15 protein-coding genes, 9 tRNA genes and 1 pseudogene are annotated in these 19,758 nt (G+C 43.8%); 20 read left to right on the top strand and 5 right to left on the bottom strand.

What is annotated here, in order from left to right; translation table 11 throughout:
* Positions 1-336: 336 nt before the first annotated feature.
* Positions 337-1,341 (bottom strand): low-specificity L-threonine aldolase, encoded by a 1,005-nt coding sequence (gene ltaE / locus QWZ07_RS02285; protein ID WP_192853955.1) that lies wholly within the window; start codon positions 1,339-1,341, stop codon positions 337-339.
* Between the two features lie 39 nt (positions 1,342-1,380).
* The gene (locus QWZ07_RS02280; protein WP_192853956.1) at positions 1,381-1,896 is read right to left on the bottom strand and encodes an NUDIX hydrolase; all 516 of its coding nucleotides are present in this window, start codon (positions 1,894-1,896) and stop codon (positions 1,381-1,383) included.
* Positions 1,897-2,183: 287 nt separating this feature from the next.
* Here QWZ07_RS02280 and QWZ07_RS02275 point away from each other — a divergent pair, with 287 nt between their 5' ends.
* From QWZ07_RS02275 to QWZ07_RS02245, 7 genes are all read left to right on the top strand, one after another.
* Complete coding sequence (locus tag QWZ07_RS02275; RefSeq protein ID WP_102278909.1) at positions 2,184-3,839, top strand: ATPase RavA domain-containing protein; 1,656 nt, start codon at positions 2,184-2,186, stop codon at positions 3,837-3,839.
* A gap of 11 nt (positions 3,840-3,850) precedes the next feature.
* Positions 3,851-5,296, top strand: a complete 1,446-nt coding sequence (gene viaA, locus QWZ07_RS02270) for an ATPase RavA stimulator ViaA (protein ID WP_192853957.1) — start codon at positions 3,851-3,853, stop codon at positions 5,294-5,296.
* A 197-nt stretch (positions 5,297-5,493) separates the two neighbouring features.
* Positions 5,494-5,567: transfer RNA gene (locus QWZ07_RS02265), tRNA-Cys, on the top strand.
* Positions 5,568-5,615: 48 nt separating this feature from the next.
* Positions 5,616-5,691: transfer RNA gene (locus QWZ07_RS02260), tRNA-Gly, on the top strand.
* 80 nt (positions 5,692-5,771) lie between these two features.
* A tRNA-Leu gene (locus QWZ07_RS02255) sits at positions 5,772-5,858 on the top strand.
* 64 nt (positions 5,859-5,922) lie between these two features.
* Positions 5,923-5,996: transfer RNA gene (locus tag QWZ07_RS02250), tRNA-Cys, on the top strand.
* Between the two features lie 296 nt (positions 5,997-6,292).
* Positions 6,293-8,182 carry a methyl-accepting chemotaxis protein gene (locus tag QWZ07_RS02245; RefSeq protein ID WP_435433679.1) on the top strand — a complete coding sequence of 630 codons (1,890 nt, stop codon included), beginning with the start codon at positions 6,293-6,295 and terminating at the stop codon, positions 8,180-8,182.
* Between the two features lie 84 nt (positions 8,183-8,266).
* Here QWZ07_RS02245 and QWZ07_RS02240 read toward each other — a convergent pair whose 3' ends face one another.
* Positions 8,267-9,055, bottom strand: a complete 789-nt coding sequence (locus tag QWZ07_RS02240) for a lipase family protein (RefSeq protein WP_192853959.1) — start codon at positions 9,053-9,055, stop codon at positions 8,267-8,269.
* Between the two features lie 349 nt (positions 9,056-9,404).
* On the opposite strand from QWZ07_RS02240, the gene QWZ07_RS02235 reads away from it, so the two are divergent.
* From QWZ07_RS02235 to cobA, 9 genes and pseudogenes are all read left to right on the top strand, one after another.
* Positions 9,405-9,491, top strand: a tRNA-Leu gene (locus QWZ07_RS02235).
* Positions 9,492-9,574: 83 nt separating this feature from the next.
* Positions 9,575-9,648: transfer RNA gene (locus tag QWZ07_RS02230), tRNA-Cys, on the top strand.
* 48 nt (positions 9,649-9,696) lie between these two features.
* Positions 9,697-9,772 (top strand) — tRNA-Gly (locus QWZ07_RS02225).
* An 80-nt stretch (positions 9,773-9,852) separates the two neighbouring features.
* Positions 9,853-9,939, top strand: a tRNA-Leu gene (locus QWZ07_RS02220).
* Between the two features lie 64 nt (positions 9,940-10,003).
* Positions 10,004-10,077, top strand: a tRNA-Cys gene (locus QWZ07_RS02215).
* 670 nt (positions 10,078-10,747) lie between these two features.
* The gene (nirB, locus tag QWZ07_RS02210; RefSeq protein ID WP_076670776.1) at positions 10,748-13,306 is read left to right on the top strand and encodes a nitrite reductase large subunit NirB; all 2,559 of its coding nucleotides are present in this window, start codon (positions 10,748-10,750) and stop codon (positions 13,304-13,306) included.
* A gap of 15 nt (positions 13,307-13,321) precedes the next feature.
* Positions 13,322-13,646, top strand: a pseudogene (nirD, locus tag QWZ07_RS02205) (nitrite reductase small subunit NirD).
* 123 nt (positions 13,647-13,769) lie between these two features.
* Positions 13,770-14,585, top strand: a complete 816-nt coding sequence (locus QWZ07_RS02200) for a formate/nitrite transporter family protein (protein WP_004731124.1) — start codon at positions 13,770-13,772, stop codon at positions 14,583-14,585.
* 277 nt (positions 14,586-14,862) lie between these two features.
* The gene (gene cobA / locus QWZ07_RS02195) at positions 14,863-15,639 is read left to right on the top strand and encodes a uroporphyrinogen-III C-methyltransferase (RefSeq protein WP_004731126.1); all 777 of its coding nucleotides are present in this window, start codon (positions 14,863-14,865) and stop codon (positions 15,637-15,639) included.
* Between the two features lie 60 nt (positions 15,640-15,699).
* Here cobA and QWZ07_RS02190 read toward each other — a convergent pair whose 3' ends face one another.
* Positions 15,700-16,185: a DUF4174 domain-containing protein gene (locus QWZ07_RS02190; RefSeq protein WP_261891621.1), complete on the bottom strand. Its 486-nt coding sequence runs from the start codon at positions 16,183-16,185 to the stop codon at positions 15,700-15,702.
* Positions 16,158-16,319, bottom strand: coding sequence for a hypothetical protein (locus tag QWZ07_RS02185; RefSeq protein WP_225998538.1), 162 nt, complete (start codon positions 16,317-16,319; stop codon positions 16,158-16,160). The genes QWZ07_RS02190 and QWZ07_RS02185 overlap by 28 nt, the downstream gene beginning before the upstream one ends.
* A 123-nt stretch (positions 16,320-16,442) precedes the next feature.
* Here QWZ07_RS02185 and tnpA point away from each other — a divergent pair, with 123 nt between their 5' ends.
* From tnpA to QWZ07_RS02165, 4 genes are all read left to right on the top strand, one after another.
* Positions 16,443-16,880 carry an IS200/IS605 family transposase gene (tnpA, locus tag QWZ07_RS02180; RefSeq protein ID WP_192854770.1) on the top strand — a complete coding sequence of 146 codons (438 nt, stop codon included), beginning with the start codon at positions 16,443-16,445 and terminating at the stop codon, positions 16,878-16,880.
* Between the two features lie 136 nt (positions 16,881-17,016).
* Complete coding sequence (locus tag QWZ07_RS02175) at positions 17,017-17,490, top strand: LabA-like NYN domain-containing protein (RefSeq protein WP_192854706.1); 474 nt, start codon at positions 17,017-17,019, stop codon at positions 17,488-17,490.
* Positions 17,491-17,570: 80 nt separating this feature from the next.
* Entirely contained in the window at positions 17,571-18,236 is a 666-nt protein-coding gene (locus tag QWZ07_RS02170) for a response regulator transcription factor (protein WP_017104767.1), read from the top strand.
* The gene (locus QWZ07_RS02165) at positions 18,233-19,618 is read left to right on the top strand and encodes a sensor histidine kinase (protein WP_192854704.1); all 1,386 of its coding nucleotides are present in this window, start codon (positions 18,233-18,235) and stop codon (positions 19,616-19,618) included. Before QWZ07_RS02170 ends, QWZ07_RS02165 begins: the two co-directional genes overlap by 4 nt.
* Positions 19,619-19,758 lie beyond the last annotated feature (140 nt).

Below are 19,758 nucleotides of genomic sequence, written 5' to 3'. Positions count from 1 at the left end.
CGCTCATCGAGCTTATTCAGTGTACTCGCATCATTCTGCGTAATTGCCTTGTTTGTATCCGTTTTGATACGCATTCATGTATTTGAGAGGTAAAGGGGATCTTGAGCTGAAATTTTGGATAGGTGTCATTGACTGATAGGGTTATGACGAAAGGTGAAGTTTAATGACTTCATTTTCCTCAATTTAGGGTCATCGAAGCCAAAGGTGTAAAGGGCACGGGGAAATTAGAATGAATGATGGGTAGATCATGTTTTTGTTCGTGAGTAAACGTAACAATAGAGCTTCCCCTTAGGGGAAGCTCAAGTCGTATTTGCTCTGGATGATAACCTTTAAAGCTTAAAGTACATTTGCCAACTTTGTTAGGAATCGAGCTATGTCTTCTGAACTAATATCACGGTGAGTAACAAAGCGAACAGGATTACCTGGTGACATAGTAATGCCTTGTTCACCTAACTCTCGTGCGATGCGGTTGATATCTACTGTTTCATCTAATTTAGCAAACACAATGTTAGTTTGGATGAAATCAGGGTTAACAGAAAAGCCTTCTAGCTTGTTTAAACCAATCGCCAGATTTTTTGCATTGTCGTGGTCAGATTTAAGTTGAGCCACGTTCTCCGTGAGGGCCATTTTACCCGCTGCGGCAAGAATACCTGCCTGACGCATACCGCCACCCACCATTTTACGTAGGCGGCGTGCTTTGGCGATGTACTCTTTACTACCAAGAAGTAGAGAGCCAATCGGCGCGCCTAAGCCTTTTGATAAACAGATCGTCATTGAATCGAAGTATTGTGCAATCTCTTTTATATGAACATCCAGTGCTACTGCCGCGTTGTAAACGCGCGCGCCATCTAGGTGCATTTGCAGGCCGTGTTGGTTTACGAACTCACGAGCTTCCGCTAGGTAAGACATTGGAAGTACTTTGCCATTAATCGTATTTTCTAAACTAAGCAGCTTAGTACGTGCAAAGTGGCTGTCGTCTGGCTTAATCGCAGCAGCAAGTTTTTTAAAATCTAACGTGCCGTCTGGGTTGTTCTCGATTGGCTGAGGTTGAATCGAGCCAAGTACTGCAGCGCCGCCGGCTTCGTACTTATAGTTGTGTGCTTGTTGGCCACAAAGGTATTCGTCACCACGCTCACAGTGTGCCATTAAACCCAGTAGGTTGGCTTGTGTACCAGAAGAAGTGAACATCGCCGCTTCAAAGCCGGTCTCATTCGCTGCCCATTGCTCTAGTTCGTTTACGGTTGGGTCATCGCCATAAACATCATCACCCACTTCTGCATTTGCCATTGCATCACGCATAGCTTGTGAGGGTTTAGTTACGGTATCAGAACGAAAGTCCATGTTTCTCTCCTAGAGTACTTTAGGTAGTCATATAATTGGCTATAGATAGCCGCATAGTTGGGCTTTGCTTAAACAAGCGATAGTTTTGGTATCGGTAATTTGATCGTGTCGTATTTTGTCGTGCAGTTCTTCTAGGCTTAGTTCGATCACCTCTATGACTTCATCTTCGTCGCATTTAAAGCGGGTAGTGAGGCTTAAGTCTTTGGCGACGAACAAATGCTGAATCTCATCACAGAATCCAGCTAAAGGGGTAACTTGTCCTAAGCTTTGAAAAGAAGTTGCACTGTAACCTGTTTCTTCTTCCAACTCTCGCTGGGCACATTCAAGAGGTGTCTCACCAATTTCCATGGTGCCAGCCGGTAATTCTAAAAGCCATTTTTTAAGAGAAGGGCGAAACTGGGTAATGAGGATGATTTTTCCAGACGAAGTGATAGGAAGAATAACTGCCGCGCCGGGGTGGTTTATTGTTGTATGTTTTACCACGACGTTCGTAGGGAGCGTCACGTTCTCTTCTATGAGAGAAATACTTTTCCATTGATAGATAACTTTACTCATGCAGTCTGGCCACATTCCTTGCCAATTTTTCGAATAACTGAAGACGTGCACCACCATAACGTCTATGGTGTCGAAAATAAAAGAAAAATTAGGCTTAACAATAGATTTAATTTCACGCCGTTCGTGATGCTACTCTCATAATTGGAATCTATGATTACGCAAAAATTGCAGCGTAACCATCTGATATAAAGGCAACTCAATAATAAAAGATGCTTGTAACAAAGTGCTAACAAATGTATAAAAACGTATCTACACTCTCAACTGTTCAAAGATTTTCGGAGTAACGCATGAACCCTTCTATTTCCTCACATGCTGACAAGGCGCTACTCTCTGAAAGAATCAATAAATTAGCGCATGCTCTCTCTGATGGCGTTTATGAAAGAGAAGACACCATCAAGCTTTGTTTACTGGCGGCTCTTGCCGGTGAAAGTGTGTTTCTATTAGGCCCTCCGGGCATCGCAAAAAGCCTTATCGCTAAACGCCTCATCCAGGCTTTTGACAACAGTAGCTATTTCGAATATTTGATGACACGTTTCTCAACACCAGAGGAAGTGTTTGGCCCGCTAAGTATCCAAGAATTAAAAGACAACGGTCGTTACGTAAGACTGACCGAGGGTTACCTACCAACCGCACAAGTCGTATTTCTTGATGAGATTTGGAAAGCAGGTCCTGCAATCCTAAATACGCTTCTTACTGTAGTGAATGAAAAGACATTTAAAAATGGCGCAGACATTGAGCGCGTGCCTATGCGCTTGTTGGTGTCAGCCTCTAACGAACTTCCAGACGAAGACAGCGGCCTAGAAGCTCTTTACGACCGAATGTTGGTTCGTGTGTTCGTAAACCGTATTCAAAACAAACAAAACTTCAAATCGATGCTGACGACTGGCACATCTCAAGAAGCTGTGATTCCAAAGGGATTGGCAATTACGGATATTGAATACCATCAATGGCAGAAAGAACTCGACAAGCTTGAACTGACGGACAACTCGTTTAACAAGTTGTTTGAACTGAAAACCATGTTGGAAGAGACCGTTAAGAATCAGGGCTCATCATCAGAGTCTGAGTTGTATGTATCAGACAGACGTTGGAAGAAAGCGGTCAAACTATTGAAAGCGAGTGCATTCTTCAGTGGCCGTGATAGCGTGAATCCGCTGGACATTATGCTCCTACAGGATTGCTTGTGGCATAGCCCAGAATCACGCGATGTGGTTCGTAGCGTGGTAAAAGACTTTGCATTAAATCGAGCGTTTGATCAGCAGGAGTCGAAATCTCAAATCGAAATGTCACGTGAAGAGCTTGAAGAAATTCAAGATGATGTTGAATCAACCTTATCGGTGTCGCTCTCTATGGAGTCAACTAGCGGCTTACTGCGTAAAGACGTTTACCAAAATGATATCAAGAACGCGAAAATGTACAGCGTCGGCAGCGCTTACAACCTAGTTAAACTGGTTATGCTGCAAAGCAACATGTCGGTTTCTGAATCTGAGAAAGGCGATAGCCGTTGGGTATATGTAGCCAAGGATGATTTTGACCGTGCGCTTAAAGAAGGCCACGGCGATATTTACGGTTACGTAAATGAAAATAAAAACCTATGCCGTTTAAAACTCGACTTGGATGCATCGAACCAATTAGTAATTAAAGATATTGCCAATCGCTCTGTATTGGTGAGTGTGGTTACTACCGACGGTTTAGACCAAGAATTGTATAACAAGTGGTTGAGTGGCGCTGAGAAAGCCTTAGAACAGTTAACTGAGGCTGAATTTAAGTTAAAGAGAGTTCGAACTGAATTCCATGATGCGTTGCCTCACAACTATATTGATCCTGATTTACCGAAGGCAATGGAAGCAAGCTTGCAAGCTGTAACGCAAGATCTTGAAACCACGAAAGTGAAGAGCAGTAAGATCGCACAGCGCATTAAGTTCATGAGTCAGTACTTCGAGTAAGGGGAGAGCATATGTTAGGAGCAGACGGCTTAAACCTCGCTTTGATGGTAGCTGACTCAGGAATCATTGATACAGCGATGAATGATCTCATCGCTCGTTCTCAAGTCATGATGGCTGCTGAGAACAAGGGCGTGAAAACGTCGGTCAAAAACCATTTGGTTAAGTGGCGCGGTAAAGTAAAAAAACGCGTCACTAAAGTGTGTGAAACCGATCGTTTCCAAGAAGAAATTGCATTGTACCAAGAGGTTATCTACTGGGATGAACCCCAGTTTTTTGATGAGATTGACAGTGTCATCAAAAAATTGGAGTGGCACTCAGCGTTCTACCTGCAAGCAAGACGTTTAATGGAAAACAACAAAGGCGTTTATAACGCAATGTTTCCACACTACTTTTGCGACCAATGGTATCAATCGCTTTCAGACGCGATTAAGCAAGCTCAAGTAACCGAACTTGAAACAAGCAAAGAAAAAGTCTTAGCTGACCTTTATCAACGCATGGAAACCATGAAAAACATGGATAAAGTGACGGAGTCGGGTGATGAAGGCAGTGTAGGGCGCTTGTGGGACATGGCTTCGGCTAAGTTGAGTAAAACCGACCTAACGGTAATGAAGCGTCATGCGGAGTTTCTAAATAAGCACAAAGGCCTTCAAGAAATTGCTGAAAAACTCGGTCGCATGGCTGGCTTAGAAGATGATCCTTCTCTGCACAAAGCCCCTGTAGAAGAACTACAGATGGTTGAAGAGAAGAGTGATGAGGCGGTCGATGATATTGTTGGGATTCATGAAAGTGATGACCTCAACAAGATGCTGCCGAACGAGACCATGTTCTTAGCGTACCCAGAGTTAGAAGTCATTTTCTACAAACACTTGGCCGACAAGCGTTTGCTTAGCTATCGTTCGCAAGGTAAATCTCGAACGCTACGTAAAGTCAAAGCTCAAAAGCCAGACAGTAAATCTGTGGACATTGAAAAAGGTCCATTTATTGTTTGTGTGGATGCGTCCGGTTCAATGAGCGGTTTCCCTGAACAGTCGGCAAAAGCGATGGCTTATGCTTTGATGCAAATTGCCTTGGCTGAAGAGCGCGATTGTTATGTGATTTTGTTCTCTTCAGAACACATTACTTATGAATTGACTCGACAAGACGGTTTACGTGAAGCCAGTGACTTCCTAAGTTACGCATTCCACGGCGGGACAGACCTTGAGCCGGTGCTAATTAAGTCGATAGATTTGATGATGGGCGACAAGTACAAGAATGCTGATTTGATCGTGCTTTCTGACTTTATCGCGCCAAAGCAGTCTGATGAAATGATTGCTCAAGTCGAGAAACTTAAAACGCACAAAAACCGTTTCCATGCAGTTAGTCTTTCTAAGTATGGTAACCCTCAACTTATGACCATGTTTGATCACTGTTGGTCGTATCATCCAAGCCTCGTTGGCCGCTTCATGAAAAAGTGGTAGTGCGCAAACACCTTAATTGAATCCAGTTTGCTGTATGCTTTTTGAATGAAAAGATCGAACATGCAGCAATTTGATTTAAATGTCAGCAAACAGAATTTAAATTCACATTTTTGTTTGACTATCTTCACTCAATCCGTAAAGTAGGCACCCGAACACAGCGGGGCTAACGTTTAGTCGGTTCTAACGTGTCGAAAAATGGCGCCTTGGCAGAGTGGCTATGCAGCGGATTGCAAATCCGTGGACCTCGGTTCGACTCCGGGAGGCGCCTCCATTCTCTTTCTCTCTTATTTAGTTAATGAGGAATTAGACGAATGAAATTGCGATACTAGCTCAGTTGGTAGAGCGCAACCTTGCCAAGGTTGAGGTCATCGGTTCGAACCCGATGTATCGCTCCAAATTTTGTAATGTTGATTCATTTTGACATTAAGATGGTGTTTTACTTTTCAGTAATCGGCATCGCAATAAAGAATTGCGTGCCCTGGTGGTGGAATTGGTAGACACAAGGGATTTAAAATCCCTCGGCGTTCGCGCTGTGCCGGTTCAAGTCCGGCCCGGGGCACCATCTAATTGATTGTTACCTTGTTTGGTAGTAATCAAAAGAGTTGTTCTCTTTAAACACTATTGAAGGCGCCTTGGCAGAGTGGCTATGCAGCGGATTGCAAATCCGTGGACCTCGGTTCGACTCCGGGAGGCGCCTCCATCATTTAGAAGAAACCAGTCCTTGTGGCTGGTTTTTTCGTTTCTGGCTTCTTTGTTTCTTGTTTCTTCATCCTTGCCTCTTATTTTCTCCCCTTTACCTTTCATAGACCCACTCTATTTTGATGAGATCCTAAGTTGAACCTTTGTTGATAGACAGGTAAATAAATCAAAGTCACAATTAACCATAATGCTCAATTTGTTTCATTGTTTTATGGGATAACCCTAATTAAAACATGCGTATGAGTGATAGTGTCCCTCTTTATATTTCTTTAATTGTTCTATAAGAGGTTCTTAAATATGCAATTTAGTCTAAAGAGGAAAATGGTTTTCTCTGTAGTTTTGGCGATTGCTGTTACATCTGCCATTCTTCTTTTCATGGGTTATAAGACGTTTCAAACAAACAGCTGGCAAGCAATAGAAAGTGAAAGTCGTAATACACTTCAAGCTCATGCTAAGGGCATCAGTGACTGGTTTTATGATAAGAAACAGGCAGTACACGGGCTTAAGCAACAAGTGCAGCTGAACCCTTCAATAGATATCGTCCCTCATTTACGTCAAACCTTGGTATCTGGTGGATTTGGATTGAGTTATTACGGTAATAAAGAAGGTGAGATGTTCCGTCATGACCCTTCATTGAATAAAGCGGGCTATGACCCAAGAGTCCGAGGTTGGTATAAACAAACCTTAGCTGAGAACAGAGCGGTGACAACAAAGCCGTATGTGAGTGTGACGATGCAAACCTTGGTGGTGACACTGACAGACCCAGTGACAGAGAATGGATCGATCATCGGTGTTGTCGCATCAAACTTGGCATTGGACAAATTGATTGAAGACGTATTAGCTATTCAGGTTCCGGGGAATGGGCGTGCGATTCTGATTGATAAGCAAGGAGCGGTCGTTGCTCATCAAAATAAAGATTTCATTCTAAAACAAGTCAATGATATTGCGCCAGAGCTTAGTGTGTCTGGCTTGAACAGTGCTGCGCAAAACTTGACGACGATCTTTACTCAAGTGGACGGTGCTGAGCGAGTCATCATGGCTGAGCCAATTAAAGGCACTGACTGGTTACTTGTGATTGAAATGGATAAAGACGTACTAGAGCAGCCTCTGTTCGATATGTTGATTAGCCAAATCACTACAGGTTTGGTTGTATTGATCGTTATGGCTGTAGCAACCTCATGGTTTGTGGCTCGTCAATTAGTTGAACTTGGGCGAGTGAGTGAAGCATTAGCTGATATTGCGGAAGGGGAAGGCGACCTCACAAAAAGACTACAAGTGTCGAGCCAAGATGAGGTGGGTCAACTTGCCGATAAGTTTAATGTCTTCGTTGATCGGCTTCATCAAATGATGCAAAACGTCACTCAAGTTTCTACCGCGATGAACAGCGGTGCCGAGCATGCGAATACCAGTGCGATGAAGCGCAGTGATAGTGTAAGCAGACAACAAGATGAGATCACGATGGTGGCAACGGCTGTGACAGAAATGGCGACAGCAACAGCCGAAATTGCCACGAATGCTGAGAGTACGGCGAAAAGTGCGACTCACTCGGTGGAGTTGAGCGAGCAAGGCTTCCAACAGATGGCTAAAAGCCAATCATCGATTAATGACCTCGCTACTGAGCTAACAAGTGCTGTGTCTATCATCAGTGAGCTTGAAGAGCATGGTCAGCAAATCGCGTCTATCTTGGCGACGATTCGTGAAATAGCGGAGCAAACGAACTTACTTGCGCTTAATGCGGCTATTGAAGCTGCGAGGGCAGGTGAACAAGGGAGAGGTTTTGCTGTGGTTGCTGATGAGGTTCGTGTGCTTTCTCAACGTACTCATGCTTCAACAGAAGAGATCGAAGACAAGATCAAACGCCTACAGCAAGCGACGAATGGTGCGGTTAAAGTGATGACACAAAGTCACGATATGGCGAAAACAAGCGTGCACGACGTGGATATGGCCGGAGAGAGTTTGGCTCAAATCCGTGAAGCGATTCAGATGATCAGTGATATGGCGACTCAGATTGCCTCAGCTGCTGAAGAACAGTCTTTGGTCACCGCGGAAATCAATGCAAATACGGAATCTGTCCGTGAAGTCAGTGATGTGATGGCACTTGATGCAACAGATGCCGTTTCGCAAGCCGATCAACTCAGCCATTTAGCTAACGATCTCAAACAGGAACTCTCAAGGTTTAAACTCTAATTTCAGTAAAAATCATACAGAGCACAAGTCACTCACAGGCTTGTGCTCTTTTTTATGCAGCCAGCGTCAACTTGATTCACTGTCTCAGTGCTTATCAAAGAAATCTTTGTTACGGATATATTTGCTCATTAAGTGGTAAGAGAAAGGTCTTATCAACCAGCTAAAGATAGAGCGACCAAGGCGGATTAATGTCGGTGTGTTTTCGTAGATCCTACCATTATAGAGCCAAAGCACTTTCCCTACATGCCAATACAATAGGGGCACGGGCGGCATGAAGGTGACAATATCGATGTCACAACAGATACGGTAGGTTTTCTTACTCAAACGGTAGTTCTTTTTAAAACTCCAATCACCAATTGCAGGTTGTCCAAAAGTCACAATTCGTTTGATACAGCCTGGGTACTTTTGGTCTAGGTAGTCAGCAAATACACAACCAATAGCGCCGCCAGAAGAATGCCCGGTGATAGAAATCCGTTTTCCTTGCTCTAACAAAGGTGTGAGCGTAGCTTCTAAGCGTTCGATAACGGTTTGCCCAAGCTTGTCTTCGTTACGACTCGGTTGGCTTTCTTGGAACATGAGGTGATAGAAACCAGCATGAACACGATAGTTCAGCCCAATTCTTTTACAGCTTCTGGTCCATAGTGCAAAAGTGAGTAGCCAGTCAGAAACACTGTGTGATCCCTTGATAACCACGACGACTTCATCTTTGTCGCTGCTCCATAAGACTCGAATCATGGTTTTACCAAATTGATTCTTTATGATGCGCTGTCCATTAGGATCAAAACCGTATCGAGTTTGCTTAAAGACTCTTGGGTAGGCGAGGTTACAGAGCACGGCGTAGCGTTCATATTGGTATCGTTTAAGTGGTTTCACGTTTTTATTTCGTAATAGTCGTTACTTAAAACTTTAGTCTTTGAATGTGAAAAGCACATGAAAACGAGGGAGTGTTTTGTTCATTCAATGGAATCAACAGTATTTAGTGAATCTCCAAACTGGATTTCGGCTTATGAGTTCCTGTTAAAACTCAAAATCTACGTATAAGAACCGTACAATCTGCACTAAATTCATTCGTTTGAGTTCGATAATTAATCACTTGAATTGAAAGATAAAATTTACTGTTGACGAATTTTTTCTATCCGTTAAAGTACACCTCGTTCTCACGGCTTAGGTCGCAGAGAGATGGTGTTTTACTCTTCAGTAATCAGCATCGCATGATTGCGTTGCCCTGGTGGTGGAATTGGTAGACACAAGGGATTTAAAATCCCTCGGCGTTCGCGCTGTGCCGGTTCAAGTCCGGCCCGGGGCACCATCTATCTAGTTTCTACTTTAAGTAGAGTGTTGAACAAAGAGTGGTCCTCTTTAAACACTTCAATATATTTTTATGTTGATTAAGGCGCCTTGGCAGAGTGGCTATGCAGCGGATTGCAAATCCGTGGACCTCGGTTCGACTCCGGGAGGCGCCTCCATTCTCTTTCTCTCTTATTTAGTTAATGAGAAATTAGGCGAATGACATTGCGATACTAGCTCAGTTGGTAGAGCGCAACCTTGCCAAGGTTGAGGTCATCGGTTCGAACCCGATGTATCGCTCCAAATTTTGTAATGTTGATTCATTTTGACATTAAGATGGTGTTTTACTTTTCAGTAATCGGCATCGCAATAAAGAATTGCGTGCCCTGGTGGTGGAATTGGTAGACACAAGGGATTTAAAATCCCTCGACGTTCGCGTTGTGCCGGTTCAAGTCCGGCCCGGGGCACCATCTATTTGATTGTTATCTTGTTTGGTAGTAATCAACAGAGTTGTTCTCTTTAAACACTATTGAAGGCGCCTTGGCAGAGTGGCTATGCAGCGGATTGCAAATCCGTGGACCTCGGTTCGACTCCGGGAGGCGCCTCCACTATTAAAAGTTGAAAGGCCAGCAGAAATGCTGGCCTTTTTGCTATGTGAAATTTCATATCCTCACGATTCCTCGAAACTGCTGACGTTTACTATCTGTTATTGCATTTTAAGTTCCTTAATTCTGAATTGGTCTAGTGGCTTCGTTACTCTCTTAGCCGTTTAAATACTCTAGATGTGTGGCCAGAGTAGGGCTGGTTTTGAGATAAAACTTGAATCAAACTTTTCCATTTACGTGTCTGCCAAACTAACTGTTAATCGGGTGTGTTGTTTGTGAATAAAATACACGGTTCGACGAGTATACCGTCTGAGGTTTTAGGCATTAAGTTCTTCACCTTCACATTTATACATAGTTACTCATGATCCTGTAACGCTTTCATGAGTTCTTACACTTCTCACGCCTTTAAATGAAAATGATTGTCATTTACTTACGTTGTTGCTAACCTATTGTGAAAGTTTACAACCTACTTCCTAATGCGTTGAAGTGTATATAAAACCCCGCTAAACCTACGGTTATTCGTGTGCTTTGACAGATAATTAAGCAGATCTACCTCTTTTGTTCTACCCCTTTTGGGTAGTTCGATTTCGTAATTGATTTACATCATATTTTCATTTTCTTTCATAATTCATTATTCGTGTAGTTAAGAAATATATAACCTTCAGGAATTCTTATGAGCAAGATGAAGCTAGTCGTAATCGGTAACGGGATGGTAGGCCATCGCTATATCGAAGATTTAGTCGAGAAGACAGATGTCGCTAACATGGACATCACGGTGTTCTGTGAAGAGCCTCGCGTAGCCTATGATCGTGTACACCTTTCTTCTTATTTTTCACACCATACTGCGGACGAACTTTCTTTAGTTAAAGAAGGCTTCTACGAGAAACACGGCATCAACATGCTGATCGGCGAACGTGCAATTAACGTTAACCGTGAGAAAAAGACTGTTTACTCAAGCACAGGTCGTGAAATTCAATACGACAAGCTTGTTCTTGCAACCGGTTCTTTCCCATTCGTTCCGCCAATCAAAGGTCACGAAGGTAAAGACTGTTTCGTTTACCGCACAATCGAAGATTTGAAAGCGATTGAAGCAACCGCTAAGAACTCAAAATCTGGTGTTGTTGTTGGTGGTGGTCTACTTGGCCTTGAAGCAGCGGGTGCACTGAAAGCACTTGGCGTAACCACACACGTTGTTGAGTTCGCTCCTAAGCTAATGGCTGAGCAACTTGACCAAGCGGGCGGTAACCAACTTCGTCAAAAAATCGAACGTATGGGCGTAAACGTTCATACAAGCAAAAACACGCTAGAAATTGCTCCTGAAGGCACTGAAGCTCGTAACGTGATGCGTTTTGCAGACGGAACTGAGCTAGAAACTGATTTCATCGTATTCTCTGCTGGTATTCGCCCACAAGACAAACTTGCTCGTCAAATGGGCCTAGGTATTGCACCTCGTGGCGGCATCGAGATTAACGATCACTGTCAAACGACAGACAAAGATGTTTACGCAATCGGTGAGTGTGCGTCTTGGAACCAAACGTTCTACGGCCTTGTTGCTCCTGGTTACAAAATGGCGACCGTTGCTGTTGACCACGTTGTTGGTAACGAAAGCACATTTGAAGGTGCTGACATGTCAGCGAAGCTGAAGCTTCTTGGCGTGAAAGTAGGTTCTATCGGTGATGCAAATGGTCGTACTCCGGGTTGTAAGAGTTACGTTTACCAAAACGAAGAGTCTGAAGTTTACAAGCGCATCATCGTTTCTGAAGATAACAAGAAACTGCTTGGTGCCGTAATGGTCGGTGACACATCTGATTATGGCGATCTTCTACAGCTAATGCTGAATGAAATCGAGCTACCAGAACACCCAGATGCATTGATTCTTCCTGCTCACGCGGGTGCAGAGAAGCCAACACTTGGCGCGGATTCTTTACCGGAAACTGCCGTTATCTGTTCTTGTTTCGATGTAACGAAAGGCAAGATCGCTCAAGCGGTTGCTGAAGGTCACCACACCATTGGTGATATCAAAGCAGTCACTGGCGCAGGCACAGGTTGTGGTGGTTGTATCCCTCTTGTGACTTCAGTGCTAAACGCTGAACTTGCTAAAGCAGGTGTGGAAGTGAAGAACGACGTTTGTGAGCACTTTGCTTACTCTCGCCAAGAGCTTTTCCACCTGATTCGCATCGAAGAAATCAAAACATTCGATGAGCTATTAGAGAAATACGGTAAAGGCTACGGCTGTGAAGTATGTAAACCTCTAGCGGGTTCTATTCTTGCTTCTTGCTGGGGTGAACACATCCTTAAGCCTGAACTAGTGAAACTGCATGATACCAACGATAACTTCCTAGGTAACATTCAAAAAGACGGCACTTACTCGGTTATCCCTCGTATGGCTGGTGGTGAAGTAACACCTCAAGCACTTAGTGTTCTTGCGGATGTGGCGGCTGAATACAATCTGTACACCAAGATCACGGGTGCGCAACGTATCGGTCTGTTCGGTGCTCAGAAAGATGACTTACCAGCAATCTGGAAGAAGTTAATCGCTGCAGGTTACGAAACAGGTCAAGCTTACGCAAAAGCACTTCGCATGGCTAAGACATGTGTCGGTTCAACTTGGTGTCGTTACGGCGTTCAAGATTCAGTTGGCCTAGGCGTGATGATCGAGAACCGTTACAAAGGCATCCGTACTCCTCATAAGATGAAGTTTGGTGTGTCGGGCTGTACTCGTGAGTGTGCTGAAGCTCAAGGTAAAGATTTAGGTATTATCGCGACTGACGCGGGTTGGAACATGTACGTGTGTGGTAACGGTGGTATGAAGCCTCGTCACGCAGACCTACTGGCAAGCGACCTAGACCAAGAAACACTGCTGAAATACATCGACCGTTTCATGATGTTCTACATCCGCACGGCTGCGCCACTGCAACGTACTTCGGTATGGATGGACAACCTAGAAGGTGGCGTTGACTACCTACGTGAAGTGATTGTTGATAACAAACTTGGCATCAACGACCAGCTTGAAGCTGACGTGGCTGGTCTAGTGGGTAACTTCGCTTGTGAGTGGACTGACACTATCAACGACGAAGCTCAACTTAAGCGCTTCTCACACTTCATCAATGCTGATGACCGTGATGAAAACGTTGTGTTTGTTGACGATGGCCGAGAACAACACCGCCCAGCAACATTCACAGAGAAACACCCAGAAGCGAAGGGCGACATCCTTCACGTTGAACTGGTTTAATTGGGAGACGACATCATGGCATTTACCAAAGTTTGTAAGATCGAAGATATTATTCCAGGTACCGGTGTTTGTGCATTGGTTGGTGGTGAGCAAGTTGCTATTTTCCGCCCAACTAAAGCCGAAGAAGTGTTCGCTATTAGTAATACTGACCCGTTTTTTCCAATCAAACGTTTTATCTCGTGGTTTAACGGTTGAGCACAAAGGTGAGCTTTGGGTGGCGAGCCCACTTAAGAAGCAACGCTTTAACTTAGCAACAGGTGTGTGCATGGAAGACGAGAACTTCAGCGTGAAAGCGTATAAAGCTCGTATTACCAAAGGTGCTGTTGAAATCTCAGCATAATCGAATACGTAACAAGATTTGATAGTTCAAGGGTTCTAGTTCCCGACATTGCCTTAGTTCGGCAGCTAGAGCCTTTTCCTATCCAATTTTAACTTTTAATTTTAACTTTTTAAGGACAACCTTATGTCTCCTGATTTTAAACCAGCTGAATTCGTTCAAACGATGATCGATGTGGGTGAAGCGAAAACGAAAACAAGTACTCGCGATCTTCTTATTCGAAGCACAATGGCAGGCATCATTCTTTCTCTTGCCGTTGTTGTTGCAATCACGGCTATCGTGCAAACAGGCATTGGTATTGTTGGCGCTCTTGTGTTCCCAGTAGGCTTCGTGATTCTAAGTGTAATGGGCTACGATCTAGTAACGGGTGTATTTGGCCTTGCTCCTTTAGCGAAATTCGATAACCGCCCAGGTGTGACTTGGGGTCGTGTTCTACGTTGTTGGGGTATTGTTGGCCTTGGTAACCTCATCGGTTCTCTAATCGTTGCGGTATTGGTTGCTATCTCATTAACGGGTAACTTCTCTTTAGATCCAAACGCAGTAGCACAAAAGTTCATTGCGGTTTCTACAGCTCGTAGCCTAGGTTTTGAAAACATGGGTATGGACGGATGGATCACGTGTTTCGTACGCGGTATCTTCTGTAACCTAATGGTATGTCTAGGCGTGATTGGTAACATGACAGCACGTACTGTGTCTGGTCGTGTAGCAATGATGTGGTTCCCAATCTTCATCTTCTTCGCACTCGTATTCGAGCATACAGTAGTAAACATGTTCCTATTCCCACTGGGTATGATTCTAGGCGCTGATTTCGGTATCGCGACATGGTTGAACTTCAACCTTATCCCTACAATCCTTGGTAACATCGTTGGTGGTTTGTTCTTAACATGTGTTCCTTTGTTCCTAACACACGCAAGAACCGCTCCTTCTCTAGGTGCTAAGTAATTCTGAATACGGTGAAACGTAATTTAGTATGAGATTAAGAGTCCCAACAACATGTTTGGGGCTTTTTTAGTTCGAAAGCCCTTATATCATTGCGCAAATTACTCGCAATAGACTGTTTTGTTATAATTACTTCTATCTTCGTTAGTATTTAGACTGAATATTTAACTCAACACCTGATAGTCTAAGGGTTAAGGATTTGGATAAGTCATCATGAATACAGTGACTTATCACATAGATTGAAGCTTGAGATAAAACAAGCAAACCTTCGGAGCAAAGCATGTCAGAAGTATCGTCATCGAATGTTAAAGAAGTAACCAAAGGATTGGTTTCATTAGTAGGCGCGGGCCCTGGTGACCCAGATTTACTTACCCTAAAAGCGGCACGTGTTATTCAACAGGCTGATGTGGTCGTTTATGACCGCTTGGTATCTAAAGATATTTTGGCAATGGCTAACGCCGATGCAGAAATGCTGTATGTAGGGAAAAAGCTCGACCATCACTGTGTACCACAAGATCAGATCAACCAACTGCTCGTGACTAAAGCGCAAGAAAATAAGCATGTCGTTCGCCTTAAAGGCGGTGACTCGTTTATCTTTGGTCGTGGTGGCGAAGAGTGTGAAACTCTGGCTGAAAATGGTGTGAAGTTTGAAGTGGTACCCGGAATCACGGCAGCGGCAGGAGCGACGGCTTACGCGGGGATTCCGCTAACACATAGAGATCACGCACAAAGCGTTCAATTCATTACTGGCCATCTTAAGAAAGATGGTGAAGATATTGATTGGCGTTCGCTTGCTCAGCACAACCACACGATTGTGTTCTACATGGGTCTGAAAGAGAGCCCGAACATTCAGAAAAACTTACTTGATAACGGTATGCGAGCAGACATGCCCGTTGCGATTATTGAAAATGGTACGCGCCAAGAACAGAAAGTGTTCCGTGGTGGTTTGAGTGACTTAGCCAACCTTGCGAGCGTCGCAAAAAGCCCAGCACTTATCGTTGTTGGAAGTGTTGCTCAGCTTCATGAAAAACTGGCTTGGTTTAACAAGCAAGCTTAAGTGATTGATGATCAAGCTTAGCTTGGTTGATGGTTAACCAAAGGCTTCGCGGACTAAGAATCAAATACTGCAGCGGCTACCTTGTCGCTGCATCTCTTGTTTACGCATCGGCATCTCATCGATCAGGTCAGTGATCAGGTTCCAATCTGTTTTTCCGCTCCATCTGTGCTTCTCTTGTCCGTCTTTACCTATTAAAACAGCGGTATGCGACCCTTTTTGTATCTCATAGATGCTCGTTACTGCCTCTAGATTAAACTCTTCATCAAGCCATGTCGGCACGGTATAGCCACTTTCTGCTATGACCATCACGACCACATCACGTTCGTCCAATTGACAGTTGTTTATCAGTACTTCATTGAGAAACGCTTTGACGACAGAGTCTTCCGTTGGGGCGAAATAGATCACGCTACGATGAGGGAGTAATTTGGAATGGGAGTAGGCTGGGTAGGCGTGTAGCGAGTTGACTGACAGAATCATAAACATAAACGCGCTTGTTACTAGAGTTTTCAGCGATTTGGTTAACGCTGCACAGCAACGTGGCAACACTGAGCCGTTGGTGTCGCTGCGAAGACATGATCTAATTGTTTGTCGGTACTGCATGTTCCACCTTCCTTGATAAACTCAAACCAGCTCTGAGTTAAACTAATATCAACTACGTTAAGCATAGCTAATGAGTTCATTTTTATTGGCTCCTCAAAACCACCGCCTAGGGCGGTGGTGATTGTTCCTCTAGGCTATAGCCTGAAGAAGTGCCCATGTTAGAAGTAACCTCTTATTCACCACAAGTAAGAGGAAACAACCACATGGGCGATTACAGAAGTTCATCACATGTCTATTGGCGTTGCAAATACCATATAGTTTGGACTCCAAAGTATAGATATAAGATTTTGAAAGATAAGGTTGGAAAGGAGCTTTATCGTTCAATTTATATTTTGTGCAATATGAAAGACTGCGAGGTTTTAGAGTTAAATGTTCAACCAGATCATGTTCATCTTGTTGTCATTATTCCTCCCAAGTTGTCGATCTCGAGTTTGTTAGGAGTTTTAAAGGGCCGGACAGCAATTAGACTTTTCAATAAATTTCCACATATACGTAAGAAACTATGGGGAAATCACTTTTGGGCTAGAGGGTATTTTGTAGATACGGTCGGTGTGAATGAAGAAGTCATTCGACGATATGTCCGACACCAAGATAAACAGGACATAGAGTATGAACAACAACTGCAGTTATTGAAGAACTGATAGCGTGGACGCCCCCTTCTAGGGGGTTATAAAGCAAAACCGCCTTCTAAGAAGGCGGATATTTTTTTAAAGAAAGCGGCTCGCATTTTAGAGTTGAATAGAATAGGGTATACGGAAAATCTAAAGGTATGAATTTATGGAAAACATAGCAATTTTGGTCGACGTTCAGAACGTTTACTACACAACGCGCGACAAATACCGTTCTAACTTCGACTATAACCAGTTTTGGTATGTTGTCACGGAAGGGCGTAACGTGGTTGAAGCCAATGCTTACGCAATCTCAAGCCAAGATCCAAAGCAGCGTCAATTTCACCATATCCTTCGTGGTGTTGGCTTTAACGTGAAGTTAAAACCGTTTATTCAGCGTCGTGATGGGAGCGCAAAGGGGGATTGGGATGTCGGTATCGCGTTAGATGCGATAGAACTTGCTGAGACAGTTGATACCATTGTTTTAGTCTCTGGTGACGGTGATTTCGAAATCCTTGTTGAGCGAATCAAAGAACGATTTGGTAAGCCAGTTGAAGTGTATGGTGTACCGGGATTAACTGCTCAAAATCTTATCGATTCTGCCTCAAAATTTGTACCGATTGAAAAAGATTTCTTACTATAGGGTAAATCTCGCATTTTATAATTGAAATCAATAATAACGATAATTAAAATGCAAACTATTATTATTTATCGGTTTGTATGATGTCGCGCGTTTTAGTTGTTGATGATGATATTCAGTTATGTGAATTGTTGGGCGAAGTCTTAGAAAATGAAGGGTATCACGTTGATACCGTTCATTGTGGTGAGTCTGCGCTTGAGTTCATTCAGTCTCACCCTGTTGATTTAGTGTTACTTGATGTAATGCTACCTAACCTCAGCGGTATTCAAGTTGCTAGGCGAATTTGTCAGCGCTTTGCTACCCCCATTCTTATGCTAACTGCTCTTAACGACGATGCCTCGATGCTCGACGGATATCAAGCGGGAGCCGACCAATACATCGCCAAACCTTTTAACGTTCCAGAACTATTGACTCGCATCAAGGTGATCTTGCGCCGAGTTGGTTTTGAGCGTCAAAGACAGTCTTTAGCTTCATCTAACCATGGTTTGTGCGAACAACTTTCTCGTTTACCGCTAACCGGCACTGAAAAAGACCTGCTTGATTACTTGGTCAAAAACGACGGGATCGTTGTATCGAAATCTGACCTTCAAATCCATGTTCTTAAGAAAGAGCTTTGCCCTTTCGATCGTAATTTAGATATGCATATCAGTAATATACGTCGAAAGTTGGTTCAGGCTGGTTTGTCCAAGCAACATATCAAAACCGTTCGAGGTAAAGGCTACAGTTACTTAGAGTCGGTAGGGGTATGAGTAAAAAATTGCTGCGTTGCCCTGATTTTATTGCCAAGCGTAAGGATGGCTTAACGTTTCAATTATTCAGTTACTTGACGGTGATCCTAGTAAGCATCCTGATCCTTCAAGGTGTGGCGGAACGAGCGCTGATGAAAGCCTTATTGAAGGTACCTGAATCGGTAAAGTCTGAAATGCTCGACCTTGCTTATCAAGCCAACGTGCTGATTGAGGAAGGGGATATGGATGAGTTAGCCGACTGGGGTAATGCTCAAGGCTACTATCTGTTTGTTATCGATGAGAATAATCGACCCATTACTCATCGACACATGCACCCGCACTTTGAATTCAAACTCAAGTACTTGCGTACCTTAGATCATCAGTTGAGCGATCGCGTCAGTAAGCCTATCTTCGGTTTGCCACTGAATAATGGCAACACGTTAGTCATTCAACTACCGCACCAGTTTCATCCGGCTAAATCCTTTGCTCCATATTCCTACATGCTGAAAGCCTTGATTGCATTGGTCGTATTGTCGCTGTTCTCCATTATTATGGCAAAAAGCCTGCAGCAACCTCTGGATCGTTTAAGGGAGGCGAGTCGAAGATTAGCGCAAGGGGATTTCTCGGTGAGTGTTGTGTCTGAGCTTGATTCAACCACGCGTGAATTCAACGAACTTGCCCATGATTTTGATCATATGACTCGTGAGATTAAGTCACTGGCAGAAAAGCAGCGTCGTTTGATTCGTGATGTGTCCCATGAGCTACGAACGCCATTGGCAAGGCAAAATCTCGCCTTACATCTTTTGCGCAGTAAGGTCGATGATAAGAGCATTAGCTTGCTTGAGCGAATGGAAAGCGAAACTGAAGAGATGAATAAGCTGGTGGGGGAAATCCTTGAATTCAGCCGCCTTGAAACGTCTCGTTATGACTCCAAGTTAAGCTTGATGCATCTTGAGCATTACTGTTCGATGCTCATCGCGCAGATGCAAAACGACTTGAAGCCGAATCAAACCTTAGTGGGCGATTTAGAGACGCCGACATCAATGGTTCATGTTGATGAGAGGTTGCTTCTCAGAGTGATTGGTAATTTGGTCGGTAACGCAATTAAATACGCCGGTGAGAATGCTCATGTTGTCGTGACTACTTACGAATTGTTAACCGACAAACGTTACAGTGTCATATCTGTAGAGGATGACGGTGATGGTATTCCTGACAACAAGATTGCAGGGATATTCGACCCGTTTACTCGCATAGAGTCAGCGCGTGATAAACAGTCTGGTGGCTACGGTCTTGGGCTAGCGATCGTGAAGGAAGCCATGGGTGTGATGAATGGGCATGTGACCGCTGAGAACAGAGAGGGTGGGGGATTGAGAGTAAACTTGATGTTCCCAATCAGTGAGTAACTTTCCCTAATGCAATGCGAAATACGTTAAATAGCTAATTATCTCAACTCAGTTGTACTGACTTAAGCGATACCCAATAAAAAACGCCACTGCAGATGCAGTGGCGTTTTTGTTTATACGCTTTTCATTATCAGCTAAGG

It is taken from the genome of Vibrio lentus (assembly GCF_030409755.1).
Taxonomy (GTDB): Bacteria; Pseudomonadota; Gammaproteobacteria; order Enterobacterales; family Vibrionaceae; genus Vibrio; species Vibrio lentus.
Note: the sequence above shows the minus strand (reverse complement) of the source record. Positions and strands in the feature narration are given on the sequence as shown.

What these genes read in the sequence shown, in the direction of transcription:
- ltaE (WP_192853955.1), bottom strand. Translation starts at nt 1,341, where the DNA reads ATGGACTTTCGTTCTGATACCGTAACTAAACCCTCACAAGCTATGCGT.
- QWZ07_RS02280 (WP_192853956.1), bottom strand. Translation starts at nt 1,896, where the DNA reads ATGAGTAAAGTTATCTATCAATGGAAAAGTATTTCTCTCATAGAAGAG.
- QWZ07_RS02275 (WP_102278909.1), top strand. Translation starts at nt 2,184, where the DNA reads ATGAACCCTTCTATTTCCTCACATGCTGACAAGGCGCTACTCTCTGAA.
- viaA (WP_192853957.1), top strand. Translation starts at nt 3,851, where the DNA reads ATGTTAGGAGCAGACGGCTTAAACCTCGCTTTGATGGTAGCTGACTCA.
- QWZ07_RS02245 (WP_435433679.1), top strand. Translation starts at nt 6,293, where the DNA reads ATGCAATTTAGTCTAAAGAGGAAAATGGTTTTCTCTGTAGTTTTGGCG.
- nirB (WP_076670776.1), top strand. Translation starts at nt 10,748, where the DNA reads ATGAGCAAGATGAAGCTAGTCGTAATCGGTAACGGGATGGTAGGCCAT.
- QWZ07_RS02200 (WP_004731124.1), top strand. Translation starts at nt 13,770, where the DNA reads ATGTCTCCTGATTTTAAACCAGCTGAATTCGTTCAAACGATGATCGAT.
- cobA (WP_004731126.1), top strand. Translation starts at nt 14,863, where the DNA reads ATGTCAGAAGTATCGTCATCGAATGTTAAAGAAGTAACCAAAGGATTG.
- QWZ07_RS02185 (WP_225998538.1), bottom strand. Translation starts at nt 16,319, where the DNA reads ATGAACTCATTAGCTATGCTTAACGTAGTTGATATTAGTTTAACTCAG.
- tnpA (WP_192854770.1), top strand. Translation starts at nt 16,443, where the DNA reads ATGGGCGATTACAGAAGTTCATCACATGTCTATTGGCGTTGCAAATAC.
- QWZ07_RS02175 (WP_192854706.1), top strand. Translation starts at nt 17,017, where the DNA reads ATGGAAAACATAGCAATTTTGGTCGACGTTCAGAACGTTTACTACACA.
- QWZ07_RS02170 (WP_017104767.1), top strand. Translation starts at nt 17,571, where the DNA reads ATGTCGCGCGTTTTAGTTGTTGATGATGATATTCAGTTATGTGAATTG.
- QWZ07_RS02165 (WP_192854704.1), top strand. Translation starts at nt 18,233, where the DNA reads ATGAGTAAAAAATTGCTGCGTTGCCCTGATTTTATTGCCAAGCGTAAG.